Genomic DNA, 18,313 nt, shown 5'->3' with positions numbered 1-18,313 from the left:
TGAATCACTTTTTGAAGGACTGATTGAAGGCCGGCCATTAAAAAAATGATTTGCGCCATTGTGCAGGAAGCGGATCAGCTTGCAAAGGCCCGTCCCATCCGCTTGAACCGCAACACGTCTGCCCGCCGCCTCCATGCCAGCTGAAGAGCTCAGATCACTGCTGCCGGCCCTGGGCAACAAGCACTACTTCAACTTCGGCGGCCAAGGCCCCCTGCCCACGCCATCACTGGAGGCGATGGTGGCCTGCTGGAGGGAACTGCAACGGCTGGGGCCTTTTAGCCGCGATGTGTGGCCGTTTGTGGAAGCCGAAACCTCAGCGCTCAGGCGGCGCTTGGCCCAGCTCTGTGGCGTGCCGCCGCACCGGCTCAGTCTCACGGAAAACGTGACCAGCGGCTGCGTGTTGCCGCTGTGGGGATTGCCGTTTGAACCGGGCGACAGCTTGCTGCTCAGCGATGCGGAACATCCCGGCGTGGTGGCCGCTTGCCAAGAGCTGGCGCGACGCCAAGGCCTCACCATTTCCTGGTTCTCTGCCCGCGATTGCCGCAGTGATGCCGCCCTGCTCGAATCGCTGGAAGCAGCCCTGGAGCCGAGCACACGGTTGGTGGTGCTCTCCCACCTGCTCTGGAACAGCGGGCTTGCGATGCCGATCGAAGCGGTGGCCGCTCGCCTCAAGCCGCACCCGCGCCAGCCCTGGCTGCTGGTGGATGCCGCCCAATCGATGGGCAGCTTGGAGCTCGGCGGTGTCCCTGCTGCGGCCGACATCTATGCCTTCACGGGCCACAAGTGGTGCTGCGGCCCTGAGGGTCTCGGCGGTGTGGCGCTCTCCGAGCGCGTGCTCGAGCAAAGCCAGCCCACCGTGATCGGCTGGCGCAGCCTGCGCAATGAGAACAGCAGCGGCAGCCAGTGGCACCACGACGGGCGCCGCTTTGAGGTGGCGACCAGCTGCATTCCACTGGGTGCCGGCCTGCGCAGCTCCTTGGACCTGCTGGAGCAACTGGGCAACGTCCAGCAACGGCAAGCCGTGATCTGTAAGCGCAGTGCGCGCCTCTGGAATGGGTTGCAGCAGATCCCAGGGGTGCAAACCGTGGTGAAAGAGGCGCCACCAGCCAGCGGGCTGGTGAGTTTCACCATCGATCACACCCCAGCCCAAGCAGCCGTGAGCGCCCTAGCGGATCAACACTTCCAGCTGCGCAGCCTGGAGGATCCGCTCTGCCTAAGGGCCTGCACCCATGTGTTCAGCACAGAGAGCGAAATCGATCAGCTGCTGGAGGCAATTAGCCAGCTCTAAGCGGCGGCTGCCTTAGGCCTGGAGGGCTTTAGCCGCTTCTTCACGGTCATCGAAATGCACCTTGGTGGTGCCCAGGATCTGGTAGTCCTCATGGCCCTTACCGGCGATCAGCACCAGATCTCCAGCCTTGGCTTGGCCAATGGCTTGGGCAATCGCCGCAGCACGATCAGCCACAACAACGCACGCACTCTCGGCGGGAATCCCAGCAACCACGTCATCAAGGATCTGCTGCGGGTCTTCGGTGCGTGGGTTATCGGAAGTCACCACCAACTCATCGGCGAGCTGAGCGGCAATCGCCCCCATTTGAGGCCGCTTGCTGCGATCGCGATCACCGCCGCAACCAAACACGCAGATGAGCTTGCCTTCAGCAAACGGGCGCGCCGCCTGCAGGGCGTTGTCCAACCCATCAGGGGTGTGGGCGTAGTCCACCAGCACAGCGGGTTGATCAGGCCGGTGCGGCACCCGCTCCATGCGCCCTGGCACCCCGTTGAAGCTTTCGAGCGCCTGCAGCAAGCCATCACAGGGCAAGCCGTGCTGCAGCAGCACCCCCACCGCCTGCAGCAGGTTCATCAAATTGAAGCGGCCCACTAACGGCGACTGGAACGGGACATCGCCAGACGGCCCATGCAACACGCCTGTCACCCCTGTGGCGCTGAACTGCAAGCCATCCATAAACAACTCAGCGCTGGAATCCTCCAGCGAACTGCGCCAGCACTGATCCCCCAGCCGTTGCGCCAGCTGGCGGCCATGGGTGTCATCGCTGTTCACCACCGCCTGACCCTTGAGATACGGCGAGGCAAACAGCTGGGCCTTGGCCTCGAAGTAGTCCTCGAGCGTGGGGTGATAGTCGAGGTGGTCTTGGCTGAGGTTGGTGAACACCGCACCGGAAAAACTGCAACCCGCCACCCGGGATTGATCCAGGGCATGGGAGCTCACTTCCATCGCCGCCATGGAGCAACCAGCCGCCTTGGCAGCCGCCAAATCAGCTTGCAATTGATCGGCAAATGGGGTGGTGTGCACCGCGGTGCGGCTATGGCCCGGCCAGCGATTGGCCAAGGTGCCCATCAAGGCGGTGGGGCTGCCGCAGGCCAGCGCCAGGTGCTCAATCAAATGGGTGGTGGTGGTTTTGCCGTTGGTGCCCGTCACCCCAATCAAAGACAACTGATCGCTGGGGTGATTCCAAAATGCCGCCGCCAAGCGGCCAGCGGCCGCCGCCACAGGATCGGCCACCACCAGCACCGGATCGCCAGGAGCAGGGGGCTCTTGCTGGGCCGCATCGGGGCCGATCACCGCCGCGGTGGCCCCTTGCAGCAGCGCCGCGCGCCAGAAGCTGCCGCCATCAACGCGCCCACCGGGCAGGCCCACAAACAAAGTGCCGGGGCGAATGCGACGGGAGTCGCAGCTGAAGTCCGTCACCACTGGATCGGGCAGCTGCTGGGGAACGCTCAAACCGGCATCCCGAATCAGGAGATGCAAGCGCGATGCCTCAGAAGCCATGCCGCGAAGGAGGTGGTGGCCATCGAGTTTTAGGCGGAATTGCTGCTGTTGAGGCTCCTCTGCAACCAATCAGCGAGTCGGTCGCCGCTCAGCCGTGGCGGCACCCGCGCCAACACCTCACCAGAGGCGGTCATCAGCACAGGCACCTCCAAACCAAACCGCGCCTGCAACTGCGCATCGCCATCCACATCCACGCACTGCAGCGGTGGGGCGGGATCCAACGCCTCAAGCCGCTCTTGCAGACCCTCACACAAGCAGCAGCCTTGGCGGGTGAGCAATGTCAGCGCTGGCCAGCTCAGATCAGCCATCGCCATCACTCCGGCACCGGGTCATAGCCGCCTTCGGCAAAGGGATGGCAGCGCAACAATCGCTTCAAGGTGAGCCAGCTGCCGCGCAGGGCCCCATGGCGCTGCACCGCCTCCACGGCATAGCTGCTGCAGGTGGGCACATAGCGGCAGCGCGGACCCAGGAGCGGTGAAATCAAGCGGCGGTAGATGGCCAGCAGCAACAGCAGAACTGCAGCCAAAGGGCCAACAGCGGCAGGCTCCCCTTGGGCAGGTAAATTGTTGGATTGTTCAGGCTTGCACTCGCACACCGAGAAAGGCCTTGATCAATTCCTATCCATCCTGACGCTCCACTGATTTATGTCTCGCTACCGCGGTGCCAGATTGAGGGTGACGCGGCGCTTGGGAGACCTTCCTGGTCTCACCCGTAAGGCCGCCAAACGGTCTTATCCCCCCGGTCAGCACGGCCAAGCCCGTCGCAAGCGCTCCGAATACGCCATCCGCCTGGAAGAGAAGCAAAAGCTCCGCTTCAACTACGGCGTGTCTGAACGGCAGCTCGTTCGCTACGTCAAGAAGGCCCGTGCCCAAGGCGGCTCAACGGGAACCAACCTTCTCAAGCTGCTGGAAAACCGCCTCGACAACGTTTGCTTCCGTCTCGGCTTCGGACCCACCATCCCCGGTTCCCGTCAGCTGGTGAACCATGGCCACGTGACCGTGAATGGCCGCGTCGTCGACATCGCCAGCTACCAGTGCAAAGCCGGTGATGTGATCGCCATCCGCGAGAAGAAGCCCAGCAAGAAGCTGGCCGAAACCAACCTGGAATTCCCAGGTCTGGCCAACATCCCCCCTCACCTCGAGCTCGAGAAGAGCAAGCTGACCGCCAAGGTGGTGGGCAAGTGCGAGCGCGAATGGGTCGCGCTCGAAATCAACGAACTGCTGGTGGTGGAGTACTACTCCAGAAAGGTCTGATCGCCTCGCCAATTCGTTCATCAAGCCCTGGCCATTGGCCGGGGCTTTTTTTGCCATCAACTTGAGGGAACTACAAGAACAAGCTCAATCCTGCTAGCCAACGTATTTAGTAGCGAAAGGCACACTTGGAAGGTCGATCAAAATTCCTGGCGAACAAGGGAATGTGAGCGAAGCGCTGTGATTGGCCTAGGGCAACACCGTCACTGACTTTGAACAGCCCACCAGCTCCATGACACATGATGCGTTCCAAAACTTGACCGCCGTTTTGGCAAAAAAGCGGCCAGCCCAAACCAGCCAAAAATCGTGCCGAAAGCCTGGCCCACAGGGAATTCCAATAAGAGCAAGCGGACATTACACATAGAAACCAAAGGAATCTCTTCACAATCACAGAAGAGCACTTTACTAAAGTTTACTTAGAAAATAATCAGTGCTAGCTGTGAAGCGCTCCAGCTTTACTCTCACGGCGATTGCTTTACAGAGCGGTATCTGGGCCTTTGGGCATTTCGCTGCCTATGCCCAATACCAAGCCCCTGACTCGGCAACAGCTACCGGAACAGGCGCTCTCGCCCTTGGAGAATCTGCCGCGGCAAGCGCTAATTACGCAACAGCCGTTGGCGCCAGTGCTGATGCGTCTGCAGAAAATTCCATCGCCCTGGGCAACGTTGCTAATGCCACTGGGGCTGCAGCAACAGCCATCGGCGCAGCTGCTACTGCCACTTCATCCAACACCGTTGCCATTGGATCGGCAGCACTAGCGACGCTCAACGACTCCATAGCATTTGGCTCCAATTCCAATAGCTCAGGGGCAAGCAGCGTTGCCATAGGAGCTAACAGCCAAGCATCAGCGAACAGAGCCATAGCGATTGGCAGCAACACAGCTGCATCGCAAACGAATTCCGTTGCACTGGGAAGCGCTTCTTCAGCATCTGCATCGGATGCCATGGCCTTGGGGAGTGGCGCCTATGCCAATGGCACCAATTCAGTGGCAATAGGGCCTGGAGCACAAGCGACAGCAGCCAACCAGATGACCTTTGGCCAGAGCAGCACGCGTTATGTCTTCCCGGGCATAACAGTGAACCAAAGCTCACTCAAAACACCCCCTGTAACAAACACCCCAGCAACAGCAAATGGATATGTCTATGCCTATGTGAACAGCTCATCAAGCACTGTTCAATACGCCTATGGCAGCGCCAATGTTCCTACAGATGCTACCAGCAGCTACAAAACAAGTGTTACCTATAACTCAACAACGACAACATCAAATTATACGAATAGTTCAATGACAGCGAATGGCTGGACAATGCAGCCTAACTTCTCGTCTACAGCAACAGTATTTAGCAACAGCGGAGATTTAATAACGACATATTCAAGTTCATCCGACACAAATGGCGTGTGGTACGCCAACGCAGCCAGTGGGGTTTACTTCTTGGCAACGAACTCGTCATCCACCACTGTGGATTGCAGCCAAACTTACAACTCAACATCTGGCTACAGCAATGGATCTTTCACAACTTCCACAACAACAAGCAGCTCTTGCGTTCCTGCAGGGGACAATTCAGTTACATACAATTCAACCACAAATTCGTGGAGTACATCTAGCTCAAGCTCTACAAACAGCTCAAGCATTGCCCGTTCCAATGGCGATCAAACAACCATCGCCATAAAGTCTGACCCACCCTCAAGAGGAGATGTCTACAGAAATAGCACCATTAGCAAGCTTACCGCTGGTGCCCTTAACGCAGCGCCCCTAATCAGCAATCTTCTCTCAGCAGGCAGAGACCCTGGGAGTCCATTTCAAATTGACAACAGCTCCTCCCCAGGCGAAGTTTCCAGAGCATCTGCTTTAACTGATTTTGGCACTGGCCTTTGCACAGATTCCTCTAGTACAACCCGCGGCGCCAACTTTTCATTTGATGGAGATGGCCTTCTATCGGTAACTGGCGAGGTAGAGCTTATGCAGGTCACCAGCGTAGAAACAGATGAATTCACAGGCGAAGTCACTGCTATTTTTGTTGACGGCACTGTTGATTGTGGGGGGCTTTGCGGGGGAGGCGGAACAGTAGATGGAGCAAGCAATATCACCGGCGGTGGCTACATCGAGATGATTGATGTCAACATCGACGGCGCTGATTTAATCCTTGAAACCGATGGCGAAGCTGCACTGGCCTGGGAAGCGGAGTCAGGAGACCAATTTTATGGATTCAGCTGTGGCGAAAACCTTACTTTTGATGGCGTAGCTGATGTTTTTGGCAAAGCAAATACAGCTGGCGCCATTGCCATTGGCCCGGATACAACCTCCACAGGAGGAACGGTCATCGGCGCCTTCAGCAAAGTCGGCAAAGGTGTTGCCCTTGGTGAAGCCGTGGATGTTGACGGCGCAGGCTCAGTCGGGGTGGGCCTTGGAGCTGTGGTCAAAGGCAATGGCAGTGCAGCCATCGGCCTTGGAGCCGTGGCCAATGGCACCCGCGCCCTTGCCATGGGTACAGCCGCAGTCGCTGACGGGGATGGCGCTGTAGCCATCGGGCGAGATGTCAGCGCTCTAGGTGATTCCGTCATGGCGCTTGGAGCAGGGATTGTCAGCACGACTCCTCGCAACATTCAAATTGGTTTTGATGATCGCATTCTTAATGCAACCGACGAAGTGCAAACGTTAGCCGGGGATAACATCGACCTTCAATCTTCAGGAACCCGGTCAACAGAATTAGGGTTTAGGAATGATACTTTTGGAGACGGAGCTGTTGCAATAGGACGGAACATCAGGATATCAAAATCGGCAACAGATTCGATTGCCATTGGCGGAGGAGGCATCGATGCAGGAGGAACTGTCGTCCCGAAAACCTTTGTGAGCATGAAGAAAGCTGTGTCGATTGGGATAAACAATAAACTTGAAAGCAGCAATGTTGTTAAACAGATTACTGTTTGCGATCTTAAAACATTAGCAGAGCTCGACAAGCTTGGATTGAAGGATCAGTGCGGTTCAAACCTTGGTAAGTATTACTGGACCTCCGAGCCAAGCAGCAAAGCCCTCGTCATGGGCGGTGGAAACAAGAGCAGATCAAGCAAATCCATCATTATCGGCAATGAAAGCGAAGCATTAAATGTTCTGTATCAACGAGGTTTATTCGCTAATCTGGACGTTATCAATACTGTCGCCCCTGATGAAAAAGAAGGGACTATTCCGTACGATCTTTATTATGACCTACCCAACCAAATTGTTGTTGGTTCCAGTTCAACCGGTACCGGCTCTGGCAGTATTACACTTGGAAATGCGGCAGGAAATTATAGTAAAAGCGTTTTTAGTGCTGACAGCACTGCATTTGGAGATCTCTTTAACCTCTTAGCCAAAAGCTATGTCGATGCCCTTGAAATCAAAACAGCACGAGAGGCATCGACGAACATAGCAACGGGGCTCACCCCTTTTGGGAATTTCTCAGACAACACTGTCGTAATTGGCAATACGGCTTCTTGCACAGGCGATAAGTCAATCTGCATCGGCAATAAAGCTCTCGTCTTTTCAGACACACTGCAAAAAAGTGCCAATGCTTATGTTTTCAAAAAAACAGGTAATGCTGACATCGCGTCTGTGTTTAGCAGTATCGTCAGCTCAGACAGTGGTTCAACACAAATTGGCAGCGGCTACTCCATTGGCTTTAGCAACTCGACTATCGGAACCGGCAAAGTTTTAGGCAGCAACAATTTACTAATAGGCAAGGGGATTTCCTGGAAATCAACTTACTTTGACGCTCTTGTCTCTATTTTTGGAATGTATGGTAGTGATTTTGCTAAAGAACTCCAAGCAGCTGCTGATGCCCTCGCAAAACTTACATCGGATATTCTTCCGAGCAGCGTTGGCTACTCGAATGTTGGCGTTGGCAACAACAATATTATATTTGGTGAATACTTAACATCCCTAGGGAATTACAACTTTGGGGTTGGACAGCACTCAGTTTCGATCGGCAATAACGTTAACGGTGGGTTTTGCTCAGCTTGGAAGGGGCTTTCCAGTGGCTCGCTTGTAAGCATTATCAGTGGTATTGAATCAGGGGATGGGTGGGAAAAGTGGTCTGACAAAATTAAAGATTGCTTTGATGGTGAAGTTCTGCGCAATGAGGTCACCACCCAATTCGCAGTAGCTATTGGAGATTACAGCTCATCTGGCGGGCACAACTCGACTGCATTAGGTGCCTATGCCAACAGTGGAGGACTGAAGTCCACAGCTCTTGGTTCCAGCAGTAACGCTTCCGCCCAGGGAGCTGTCGCGATTGGCCACAACTCTGCAGCTGCCGGTGAAAACTCCATCGCCATTGGCAGCTACACCTCAGCCAGCTGTGCCAACTCGTTTGTGCTTGGTGCTGGTGCCATTGCCAATGGCGATGGTGCTGGGGCTATTGGCTACATGGCCAACACTCAAGGCACAGATTCCATGGCGATCGGCGTTAAAGCCTGTGCTCTTAACACCAACGCTTCTGCCATTGGCACCAATGCCACAGCCAGTGGTGTGAACTCCATGGCCTTTGGTGCTAACTCAAGGGCGACAGGCGCTAATTCAACCGCCATTGGAGCCCAATCCTTCGCTGATCAAACCAACTCCTTCGTCATTGGCCCCAACACCACAGCTTGCGGCATCAATGCTGGCGCCATTGGCGCATCGGCCAATGCCAATGGCGAATCATCCCTGGCCATTGGTGTTCAATCCTATGCAAAAGAGAACAGCTCTCTAGCCCTCGGCACCAATGCATCGTCCATTGGCACCAACTCCACGGCCATTGCGGTCAATGCCTCGGCCACTGGTGCTAACTCGATGGCCATTGGCTACTTCTCATCCTCCAATGGCGTCAACTCAGCGGCACTCTCGGTGATGGCCAATGCCACCGGGAATAACTCCGTTGCACTAGGTGTCTTTGCCAATGCCCAGGGCGGCAATGCCCTCTCCTTTGGCACCTTCTCACTGGCCTCTGGAACCAATGCCACCGCCATCAGTTCCAACTCATCAGCCACCGGTGATAACTCCATTGCCATTGGCGTTGATTCGGTTGCCAACAAGCAAAACGCGCAGTCCTTTGGTGTTTCGGCCACTGCAGCTGGCATCAATGCCGTAGCGATTGCCGCTGGCTCCTTTGCCAATGGCAGAAACTCCATGGCAATGGGTGTTCTAGCCAATGCCACAGCCCTCAATACCGCTGCCATCGGCACCTTCGCCCATGCCACGCAAAACGGTGCTTTGGCATTTGGTGCGAACTCAGCGGCCACCGCCAATTACACGATGGCCTTTGGCGTCAATTCCTTGGCAAGCAGCAACAACGCTATTGCCATTGGCCGCTACGCCAATGCCACAGGCAACGTCGCCATTGCTTTTGGCATGTTTGCCAGTGCCATCAGCAATGACACCTTCGCGGCTGGTGCCTTCGCTCAGGCGCTCAACAAGAACGCTCTTGCAATTGGCACCAATGCCAAGGCAACCGGTGAAAACACCATGGCCATCGGCACCTGCAGTAACGCTTACTTGGCTGATGCCTTTGCTGCTGGTTTGCAAGCAGAAGCGATAGGTACCAACTCAATGTCGTTGGGCTTCCAGTCCAAGGCGCTCAAGACCAACAGCCTGGCCTACGGCACACGGGCCAATGCCTCAGCTGATAACGCTATGGCAACGGGTACCGGCGCCATCGCCTCTGGCAATGAATCGATTGCATCGGGCACCAGTGCTCAAGCAACAACGAATGGAGCTATCGCAATTGGCCCGCTCGCAATGGCTAAAGCCAGTGAGACCATTGCCATGGGTGCTCGTGCTGAGGCCACTGGCAACTATGCCATCGCCATTGGCTACAAATCTCTCGCCAATCAAGAACGTGCTTTTGCAGCTGGTGCACAGGCCCAAGCAACAGCCAATGGCGCCATGGCGTTAGCTGCGTTTGCCAATGCCACCGGCACTGATTCCATCTCCGCTGGTTTTAACGCCCTGGCCAGTGGCAACAACTCGATTGCACTTGGCACCGGCACCCGTGCTCTCTCTAACGATGCCTTTGCAACGGGTTATCAGGCCAATGCCAGTGACATCTCGGCTTTTGCTATTGGCACCAACACGTCAGCCAGTGGCCAGAACGCGATTGCGATGGGCACATCCGCTCAAGCCAGCAATGTTGATGCCTATGCCTTTGGTGCTACGAGCTTTGCTAATGCAGTGAATGCAACTGCAATCGGCACTCAATCTAAGGCCACAGGTACGAACGCATTCGCCATTGGTTTAGAAGCTACATCCAGCGCAGAAAATGCTCTCGCTTTTGGCGTCAGTGCTAGCTCCTCAGGGGTCTCAGCCAGCGCGATCGGCACGAATGCTGATGCCTCTTCGCAGATGAGTGTTGCTATTGGCTTTGATTCCATTGCCAATGGAATGAATGCATTCGCTGCAGGGTCTCTTTCCCTAGCTTCTGGAATTGACAGCTTGGCAGCTGGAACGCGCTCCAGTGCCACCAACTTCCGCACAACAGCCATTGGTACTCGTGCTGTGGCCTCAGCGATCGATGGAGTAGCGATTGGCTTTGAAGCCAGTGCAATCGCTACCAATGCTTATGCAGCAGGTGTCAAAGCCAAAGCCAGTGGTGTGAATTCCATCGCTTGGGGCGTCCACGCTGAAGCGACCAATAACAACTCGATGGCCATTGGTGTAAACAGTCTCTCAACAGGCATTGATTCAACAGCAATTGGTCCCAATGCCAGAGCAACTGGAGAGAATGCATTTGCCTTAGGTGTTAATGCGATTGCCAGAGGCAACAATGCTTTTGCTATTGGAGTCAATGCCAAAGCAATTGGTGATGATTCTTTCGCATTTGGCGATCAATCTTATGACAGTAAGCGCTCCGTTGATTCATTATCAACAGGAGATAATTCTACCACTCAAGGTTCGGCTTACGCAGCCGCTTATGGAACGGATTCAACCGTTTTGTTCTCAGCTAACAGCTTTGCCTATGGAACCAATTCCAAGATTCTCTTGGCTCCTAACGCCGTTGCATCTGGAACGGATTCGCAGGCCCGTGGTGAGAATTCCATGGCCTATGGAACAAACTCTGAAACAGCGAGCGGCTCAACCAATGCCACAACATTTGGCCATAGTGCTTATGCCAATGGCGTTAATACCCAAGCTTCTGGCACTTCAGCCCAAGCCAATGGAACGAATTCCCAGGCCTCTGGCGCTAATGCACGCGCGATTGGTTTCAATGCTGTCGCTCAAGGCACTGATGCGGTTGCAGAAGGCCGCAATGTGATTGCCATTGGTACGGGTGCCAAAGCGTTTGGTTACAACACCAATGTGGTTTCCATCGGCACTGATGGTTTTGCTGACGGCACCAATGTGGTTGCTCTTGGTGCCGCATCCAGGGCCATTGGCACCAATGGCTTGGCCATTGGCACCGGTGCTTACGCCCAAGGAAGCAATGTCATCGCCATTGGTCCTGCAGCTCTGGCTGATGGTGTCGAATCCGCTGCGATCGGATCTGGTGCCATTGCCTTTGGCACGCAGGCCTTCGCGGTTGGTGCCTTCTCGAGCTCTTATTCCGATTACGGCTCAGCCTTTGGCCCTGGCGCCACAGCTCGCGCGTTTGGCTCCACCGCGATCGGCATGAATGCGGTCACAACACGGCCGTTTGAGGTGTCGCTCGGCAGCGCAGAGTCTCCTTACAGCCTGCCTGGCTTGCACCCCAATGGATTCGTGGGTGATCGTTACCAAAAGCCAGGTGAAAAGCGTTTTGTCACCACAGACCAAAACGGCACGCTAGGCACCACCAGCTACAGCCCCGATGAGGTGGTGGCATCGATTGGCGCCGTTGGTGCCTTGAGCGCAGCGATGGGCTCTGTTCCTGTAACAACGCTGCTGCCTGACGAGACCGTGCGTTGTGGCGTCGGCACCGGCACCTATGGCGGTCAATACGCCGGTTCACTGGGTTGCGCCGCGAAAGTTGCCAATCGCTTGTTCTTTAACGGCGGTGTTGCGATGACAGCAACCGACACGGTGAATAACGGAGCGATGGGCCGGCTGGGCTTCTCCTTTGGTTTTGGCGGTGCACCACCCAAAGCCAAGCAAGCGGAACTCGCTGCGATTCCAGCGATGGCAACAGGAGGTCAAAGCTTGTTTGAACTGGGCAACAGCACTGGCGCTCAAGGCGCAGGTGAAGCTGCTGCTGTTATGGCCAAAACAACCGCTCCTGCAGTCATTGCAGCTAACAGCGTTCATCCATCCATTGTTGAAATCCAAACCAACAAAGACCAGGAACTACAACAACGGCTCAAGGAATTAGAGGCTGAAATCGAGAAACTCAAGCATGAAGCCCAGAGAGATAATGATCTGAATGAAGGCAATGAGGAGGCCTATGGCAACTCCCTTAAGCGTCTTGCGGAAATGAAGGAAGAAAAAGAGCTACTTCAAAAAACTCTTGCCGCCAACACACAAAAGCTCCAACAACAAGAGCAGCAAATTCAAGAGCAACGCCAAATGATTCTCGAGCAAAAGCAAAGACTTGATGCTCTTCTTCTCAAATTTGAGTCCAAACTCTAAACAATGTATTACTTTGCAAAATCCAAGTTCTTAGCACTAGTAACACTTGGTGTGCTTCAAACTACTGCTGCCGTTAGCGCTCCTCTTTCACCTGCCACTGAAGGACAAATACGCAGCATCATTGCGCAATCGGCACTCTCCAGTTGCTACTTGCTTAAGGCAGGGGTGAATCCAAAAACTGCCTACACGGCCAATTCGGCTGCCGCCATGAGTCATCTCAAAGACACCGGCATGGCAAGCGTTGACATGACAGATGAACGAATTCGGAAGCTCTCCAAATTGATCAGCTTCCGCATCGCTCGCGCCTCCACACGCATCTGTCCCGAGCTTGTTCCGGCCAATGTCAAATCCTCACTCGACAAAGTCGAAGCTCTAATGAAAGAGCGCCGCGAGACCCCTTAACGCTGATCAGCCGCTAATCAACGTTTCCAAGGCTTGCGGCACATCGCTTTGGCCCGCCAGGGCTGGAGGCTTGACAGCCCGCATGAGCTCAAAGAATTTGGCGTCCTCAATCAAGACATTCAGCGCAGCTTGTCGATTGTTTGCCAGCAGCTGCGCTGGGAGCCCACACGCCGAGCCTTTGACAGCTGGCTGAGCGTTCTGCCAACAGGCGGTCACCATGTTTGCCATCACCACAGCCCCAATCTGCTGAGTGGCGTGGCCTATCTCGATGCCATCACTGCAGAGTCAGGACGCCTGATTTTGCGAGATCCAAGACCGGGGCGATCGATGTTCAACAACATTCAGCTGGGGCCAGTTGATGTACCCGTGGAAGCAGAAGTGGGGTCCATTTTGATTTTCCCGGCTTGGCTAGAGCACTCTGTCGAGATCAACAACCACGGGGAAAGACGCAGATCAATAGCGTTCAATCTCGGGTCTCAAGCGAGATAAAAGAAAAAGATTCTGTTCATCTGTTTCCCAAGCAAACTCTCAGCCACTGCTCAGACTTAAACCCATCGCTACCTTTTGGTGCGCAATCCCTCCCTCAAATTGGCCCTGGTGGTCCTTCAGGGAGGCATGTGGGCGTTTGGGCAATTTGCCGTTTACGCCGAGAGTTTTTCAGCGCCCACAGGCGCAACAGCAACAGGGGATAATGCGGTTGCCATTGGTGAAGCTGCCTCTGGCGGGGGCGATTCATCCGTTGCTGTTGGCAATGACAGCAACGCCAATCAAGACAGTGCCATTGCCATCGGCAATGGCACCAGCGTCAGCGCCAGGAATGCCTCAGCGTTCGGTACCGAATCAAGAATTTGGGCTGGGGCGACGAACTCCTATGCCTATGGCTACAACTCCCTGGTTTATATCGCTGCAGAGAATGCCATTGCATCAGGAACACAAGCCAAGGCCATCGCCAGTAATTCCATGGCCATGGGGATGCAAGCTCAAACTGGCGGCGCTAACTCCATCGCCATTGGCTTCAATGCTCAAACTTCCGGGACCTCAAATAACCAGCAGTCCGTCAACTCCATTGCCGTAGGTATTTCGTCACGGGCCAATGGCTCCAATTCAATGGCCTACGGATCAATGGCCAATGCGAATGGAGCTAATGCCATAGCCTTTGGCGCTAACGCCTCTTCCAACGGTCCGAATACCAGTGCCTCAGGTACAAACGCTAGAGCCATTGGCTTCAACGCGATTGCTGACGGAACTGACGCCCTCGCCGAGGGTCGCAACGTGATCGCCATTGGTGTTGGCGCCAAAGCACTGGATACAACACCAATGTCGTGTCGATTGGTACCGACGGCTATGCCGAGGGCACGAACGTAGTTGCTCTTGGCGCATCATCTCGGGCTATTGGCGTCAATGGCATGGCCTATGGCAGTGATGCGAGAGCAGAGGGCACCAATGTCTCAGCATTTGGCACTGGTGCTTGGGCCACAGGAGTGGGTTCAACAGCGATTGGTCCCCGTGCCTATGCCTTTGGAGTTCAGACCCTCAGTGTTGGTGCTTATTCGAGTGCAGAAGTGGCCTACGCCTCAGCCTTTGGCCCTGGTGCCACAGCGCGCGCGTTTGGCTCCACCGCAATCGGCATGAATGCGGTCACAACACGGCCATTTGAGGTGTCGATTGGTAGTGCGTATTCCCCGTACAGCCTGCCTGGCTTGCACCCCAATGGTTTCGTGGGTGATCGCTACCAAAAGCCAGGTGAGAAGCGCTTTGTCACCACAGACCAAAACGGCACCCTAGGCACCACGAGCTACAGCCCCGATCAGGTGGTGGCATCGATTGGAGCGGTTGGAGCATTGAGTGCTGCGATGGGCTCGGTTCCAGTGACAACGCTGCTGCCCGACGAATCAGTGCGTTGTGGTGTGGGCACGGGAACCTACGGCGGTCAATACGCGGGTTCGTTGGGTTGCGCCGCGAAAGTTGCCAATCGCTTGTTCTTTAACGGCGGTGTTGCGATGACAGCAACCGACACGGTGAATAACGGAGCGATGGGCCGATTGGGTTTCTCCATTGGCTTTGGTGGTGCGCCCAAGAAAGCCAAGCAAGCGGAATTAGCTGCGATCCCCACCATGAACATGGGAGGGAACAGCTTGTTTGAGCTGGGTAACAGCACTGGCGCTCAAGGCGCAGGTGAAGCTGCTGCTGTTATGGCCAAAACAACAGCCCCTGCAGTCATTGCAGCCAAAGCAGCTGAGACCTCCGTCCACGCCAATCAAGCGCAAGAGACCGAAGAGCTCAGGGCACGCCTGGCAGAACTAGAGGACACCATCGCTGAGCTGAGCCGCGAGCAACCAGAAGACGGTCAAACGGAGCCAGAACTGGCAGCCGCCTATGCCAGAGCCATGGAGGCGTTAGAGAAACTCACTGAAGAAAAGCAACAGCTTGAGGATGAACTAACCGGCAAACTCAACGAGCAAGGCATTCAAATTGCTGAGCAGCGCGCCATGCTGCTCAAGCAGCAACAAATGCTGAATGCTTTGCTCAAAAAGATCGGCGATGATTCCATCACTGCACCGAGCAACTAATCATCTTGATTTGATGAGTACCCCGTCAGCGCTGGCAACCATTGGAGCATCAGCCATCTTTGCGGGGCTACAGCTTGTTACCTCCAATCCCAGTTACAGCCAACAAGCCTCAAAGCCAATGTCGCAGCGAGAGCTCAAGGAGCTGCTGAGTTTCTCCACAACAAAAACTGCCTACCGCGGCTCAATGACAGATCTCTCTTCACCGACTTACGCCGAGCTGGCAATGCCTTTGGTTTGATTTTGACTCAGAACCACAATGGCAACATTGCCGGAGTGAGCAACACTCTTGACTTTACAAAAGCCCGCGCTTTTTACTAATGAGCTTGGTTTCCAGGTTCTAAAGACCTGCCCCAATGTCCTGACTCCCAATGAAAAGAGCAGGATGGAAAAATTAAAGCTGGAGCTCCAACGGCAATAGCGGCTAATCAGATCCGAATCAGCCGCTAATCAACGTTTCCAAGGCTTGCTGCACATCGCTTTGGCGCATCAAGGCCTCACCCACCAGCACCGCATCGGCCCCAGCGCTCTGCACCCGATCGAGATCATCTCGGCTGAACAAACCCGATTCACTCACCAGCAGCGCGCCGCTTTGACGTAACTGCTCGCCGTAGGTAGCCGTCAGCGTTTCTGTTGTCGCCAGATCGGTTTCAAAGCTGGTGAGATCGCGGTTGTTGATGCCGATCAGCTGCACACCCTCAAAGCTGAGCGCACGCTCCAGCTCAGCGGCGTCATGCACCTCCAGCAGCACCTGCAAGCCAAGGCTGCGGGCCACTTTCAGTAAATAGCTGATGTCTTGATCGGTGAGGATCGCTGCGATCAGCAGCACCGCATCAGCGCCAGCGGCGCGGGCTTGATAGAGCTGATAGGGGCTGAGGATGAATTCCTTGCAGAGCAGGGGCAGATCCACCACCTGGCGCACCTGCACCAGCACCTCAAAACCACCTTGGAAAAAGCGCTTATCGGTGAGCACCGACAGGCAGCTCGCTCCGCCTGCGGCATAGGCCTTGGCGATGGCCTCGGGATCAAAGTCTTCGCGGATTACCCCTTTGCTGGGGCTGGCCTTTTTCACCTCAGCAATCACTGCCGGCTTACGGCAGCTGGCCTTCAGCGCAGCGATGAAATCACGGGGCGCCGGCAAGGCCGCCACCTGGGATTTCAGCTTCTCGAGCGGCACCCGCTCACGGGCCTGAGCGACTTCGCGGTCTTTCTCCCAAACGATCTCTTCGAGGATGTGGCGCGGGGCCTCATCGTCGTGGGGGACGGCGTATTCCAGATGGGCCACACGCACCTTGGGGTTGGGCGGCCGGCGACGGATTTCCATGGCGGGGCTCAAGCAGCAAGGGCGTGGGCGGCCTGCTTGTAGGCCGATTCCACCACCTCACTCAAGGTGGGATGGGTGTGCACCTCATAAACGAGGTCGCGCACCGACTGGCGGCGGGCCACGGCATTGGCCACCTCCTGAATCAAATCAGCGGCGTGCAAACCAAAGATGTGCGCGCCCAACACCTCACCGGTGTCTTTGCGGAACAGCAGCTTCATCAAGCCATCGCTCTCCAGCTCCGCCAGGGCCTTGGAGTTGGCCTTGAAGTAGCTGCGCACGCTGCCCAGTTCAAAGCCCTGCTCAGCAGCGAGGGCTTTGGCATCGGCCTCGCTGAGGCCGACCGAGCTGATCTCCGGGTGGGTGAAGGTGGCCGCTGGAATCGAGCGGTAATCCACGGTGCGGTTTCCGCCGCAGATGTTCTCAACCGCCACAACGCCCTGGGCAGCTGCGGTGTGAGCCAGCATCAACTTGCCGGTCACATCACCCACGGCCCAGAGATGGGGCACGGGATTGCCGCCAGCGAGCACCCGCAGCCCGTCATCCACGGGGATGAAGCCGCGCTCGCTCTCAACGCCCACAGCAGCCAAGTTGAGATCAGCACTGGTGGGAACTCGGCCGGTGGCCACTAGCACCGCATCAACTTCCAGCACTTCCACCAACTCTTTGGTGCCGGCATCAATCAGCTCGATCTTGACCGGGCTGCCCGGGATCACCTTGGAGGCAAAGACACCGGATCGGGTGTCGATATCGCGGCTTTCAATCAGCTTGCGGCCTGCCAACTTGGCGATGTCGGGATCGAAGGTGGGCATCACCCGATCGAGGGCCTCGATCATCGTGACTTCACATCCCAGAGCGGTATAGACATCGGCAAATTCCAAGCCGATGTAGCCACTGCCGATGATCGCCAGCCACTGGGGCAGGCTTTCGAGGCGCACGGCGTCATCGCTGGTGAACACCGTGAGTCCGTCGGTTTCAATGCCGCGCGGCACAAAGGGATCGGAGCCCGTGGCAATCAGCACATCGGTGGCGCTGAGCACCCGCTCCACACCATTGCTCTGCCGCACAGCCACCTGCTGTGGGCCGGCCAACTCGGCCGTGCCGCGCACGATGGTGACGCCAGCACGCTCTAAGGATTTGGTGAGATTGGCGCGGATGTTCTCCACCAGCTGGGTGGCGTGATCAGCGATTGCCTGGCGATCGAACTGAACGGTGCCGGGAGTGATGCCAAAAGAAGAGAGGTGCTCGCCATCGCTGAGCTCACGCACCCGGCCGCTGGCAGCCAATAGCGCTTTGGAGGGCACACAACCGCGGTTGACGCAGGTGCCGCCCATTTCGCGGCTCTCGATGATGGCCGTCTTCAGGCCCTTGTCAGCAGCGTGCTTCGCTGCATCAAAGCCGCCATAGCCGGCCCCGATCACGATCAGGTCGTAGTCCATC

General features: G+C 56.1%; 14 protein-coding genes and 1 pseudogene. 9 read left to right on the top strand and 6 right to left on the bottom strand.

Annotation, left to right across the window (positions count from 1 at the left end):
• The first annotated feature begins 133 nt into the window (after positions 1 to 133).
• Positions 134 to 1,288 carry an aminotransferase class V-fold PLP-dependent enzyme gene (locus SynMINOS11_RS03315; RefSeq protein WP_186549838.1) on the top strand — a complete coding sequence of 385 codons (1,155 nt, stop codon included), beginning with the start codon at positions 134 to 136 and terminating at the stop codon, positions 1,286 to 1,288.
• A 12-nt stretch (positions 1,289 to 1,300) separates the two neighbouring features.
• On the opposite strand, the gene SynMINOS11_RS03310 is transcribed toward SynMINOS11_RS03315, so the two are convergent.
• Genes SynMINOS11_RS03310 through yidD form a run of 3 tightly spaced genes read right to left on the bottom strand, consistent with a single transcriptional unit; the run spans position 1,301 to position 3,311 of the window.
• On the bottom strand, positions 1,301 to 2,785 hold the full coding sequence (locus tag SynMINOS11_RS03310; protein WP_186550669.1) for a UDP-N-acetylmuramoyl-L-alanyl-D-glutamate--2,6-diaminopimelate ligase: 1,485 nt from the start codon (positions 2,783 to 2,785) through the stop codon (positions 1,301 to 1,303).
• 29 nt (positions 2,786 to 2,814) lie between these two features.
• Entirely contained in the window at positions 2,815 to 3,093 is a 279-nt protein-coding gene (locus tag SynMINOS11_RS03305; protein WP_186549836.1) for a glutaredoxin family protein, read from the bottom strand.
• Positions 3,094 to 3,098: 5 nt separating this feature from the next.
• Positions 3,099 to 3,311, bottom strand: a complete 213-nt coding sequence (gene yidD / locus SynMINOS11_RS03300; protein WP_043737840.1) for a membrane protein insertion efficiency factor YidD — start codon at positions 3,309 to 3,311, stop codon at positions 3,099 to 3,101.
• A 118-nt stretch (positions 3,312 to 3,429) separates the two neighbouring features.
• Between yidD and rpsD the strand changes: the two genes are divergently transcribed.
• The 4 genes and pseudogenes from rpsD to SynMINOS11_RS03285 all read left to right on the top strand — a co-directional run bounded on the left by rpsD (position 3,430) and on the right by SynMINOS11_RS03285 (position 12,985).
• Positions 3,430 to 4,038 (top strand): 30S ribosomal protein S4, encoded by a 609-nt coding sequence (rpsD, locus tag SynMINOS11_RS03295; protein WP_011935039.1) that lies wholly within the window; start codon positions 3,430 to 3,432, stop codon positions 4,036 to 4,038.
• A gap of 427 nt (positions 4,039 to 4,465) precedes the next feature.
• A pseudogene (locus tag SynMINOS11_RS13115) lies at positions 4,466 to 5,059 on the top strand (hypothetical protein); the annotation flags it as partial.
• A gap of 3 nt (positions 5,060 to 5,062) precedes the next feature.
• The gene (locus SynMINOS11_RS03290) at positions 5,063 to 12,583 is read left to right on the top strand and encodes a YadA-like family protein (protein WP_255445469.1); all 7,521 of its coding nucleotides are present in this window, start codon (positions 5,063 to 5,065) and stop codon (positions 12,581 to 12,583) included.
• Positions 12,584 to 12,586: 3 nt separating this feature from the next.
• Positions 12,587 to 12,985, top strand: a complete 399-nt coding sequence (locus tag SynMINOS11_RS03285) for a hypothetical protein (protein ID WP_186549832.1) — start codon at positions 12,587 to 12,589, stop codon at positions 12,983 to 12,985.
• Between the two features lie 6 nt (positions 12,986 to 12,991).
• On the opposite strand, the gene SynMINOS11_RS12865 is transcribed toward SynMINOS11_RS03285, so the two are convergent.
• Positions 12,992 to 13,213: a hypothetical protein gene (locus SynMINOS11_RS12865; protein WP_255445468.1), complete on the bottom strand. Its 222-nt coding sequence runs from the start codon at positions 13,211 to 13,213 to the stop codon at positions 12,992 to 12,994.
• Here SynMINOS11_RS12865 and SynMINOS11_RS13110 point away from each other — a divergent pair.
• From SynMINOS11_RS13110 to SynMINOS11_RS03265, 4 genes are all read left to right on the top strand, one after another.
• Entirely contained in the window at positions 13,115 to 13,474 is a 360-nt protein-coding gene (locus tag SynMINOS11_RS13110; RefSeq protein WP_370586192.1) for a putative 2OG-Fe(II) oxygenase, read from the top strand. The genes SynMINOS11_RS12865 and SynMINOS11_RS13110 overlap by 99 nt on opposite strands.
• A gap of 78 nt (positions 13,475 to 13,552) precedes the next feature.
• Positions 13,553 to 14,350: a hypothetical protein gene (locus SynMINOS11_RS03275; protein WP_186549828.1), complete on the top strand. Its 798-nt coding sequence runs from the start codon at positions 13,553 to 13,555 to the stop codon at positions 14,348 to 14,350.
• Positions 14,308 to 15,555, top strand: a complete 1,248-nt coding sequence (locus tag SynMINOS11_RS03270) for a YadA-like family protein (RefSeq protein ID WP_186549826.1) — start codon at positions 14,308 to 14,310, stop codon at positions 15,553 to 15,555. Before SynMINOS11_RS03275 ends, SynMINOS11_RS03270 begins: the two co-directional genes overlap by 43 nt.
• On the top strand, positions 15,527 to 15,793 hold the full coding sequence (locus tag SynMINOS11_RS03265; RefSeq protein ID WP_186549824.1) for a hypothetical protein: 267 nt from the start codon (positions 15,527 to 15,529) through the stop codon (positions 15,791 to 15,793). Before SynMINOS11_RS03270 ends, SynMINOS11_RS03265 begins: the two co-directional genes overlap by 29 nt.
• Before the next feature lie 198 nt (positions 15,794 to 15,991).
• On the opposite strand, the gene trpC is transcribed toward SynMINOS11_RS03265, so the two are convergent.
• Positions 15,992 to 16,876: an indole-3-glycerol phosphate synthase TrpC gene (gene trpC / locus SynMINOS11_RS03260; protein WP_186549822.1), complete on the bottom strand. Its 885-nt coding sequence runs from the start codon at positions 16,874 to 16,876 to the stop codon at positions 15,992 to 15,994.
• A gap of 8 nt (positions 16,877 to 16,884) precedes the next feature.
• Complete coding sequence (lpdA, locus tag SynMINOS11_RS03255; protein WP_186550667.1) at positions 16,885 to 18,312, bottom strand: dihydrolipoyl dehydrogenase; 1,428 nt, start codon at positions 18,310 to 18,312, stop codon at positions 16,885 to 16,887.
• Position 18,313 lies beyond the last annotated feature (1 nt).

The organism is Synechococcus sp. Minos11, from assembly GCF_014279855.1.
Lineage (GTDB): Bacteria > Cyanobacteriota > Cyanobacteriia > PCC-6307 > Cyanobiaceae > RCC307.
This window is presented reverse-complemented; position numbering and strand designations above follow the sequence as displayed.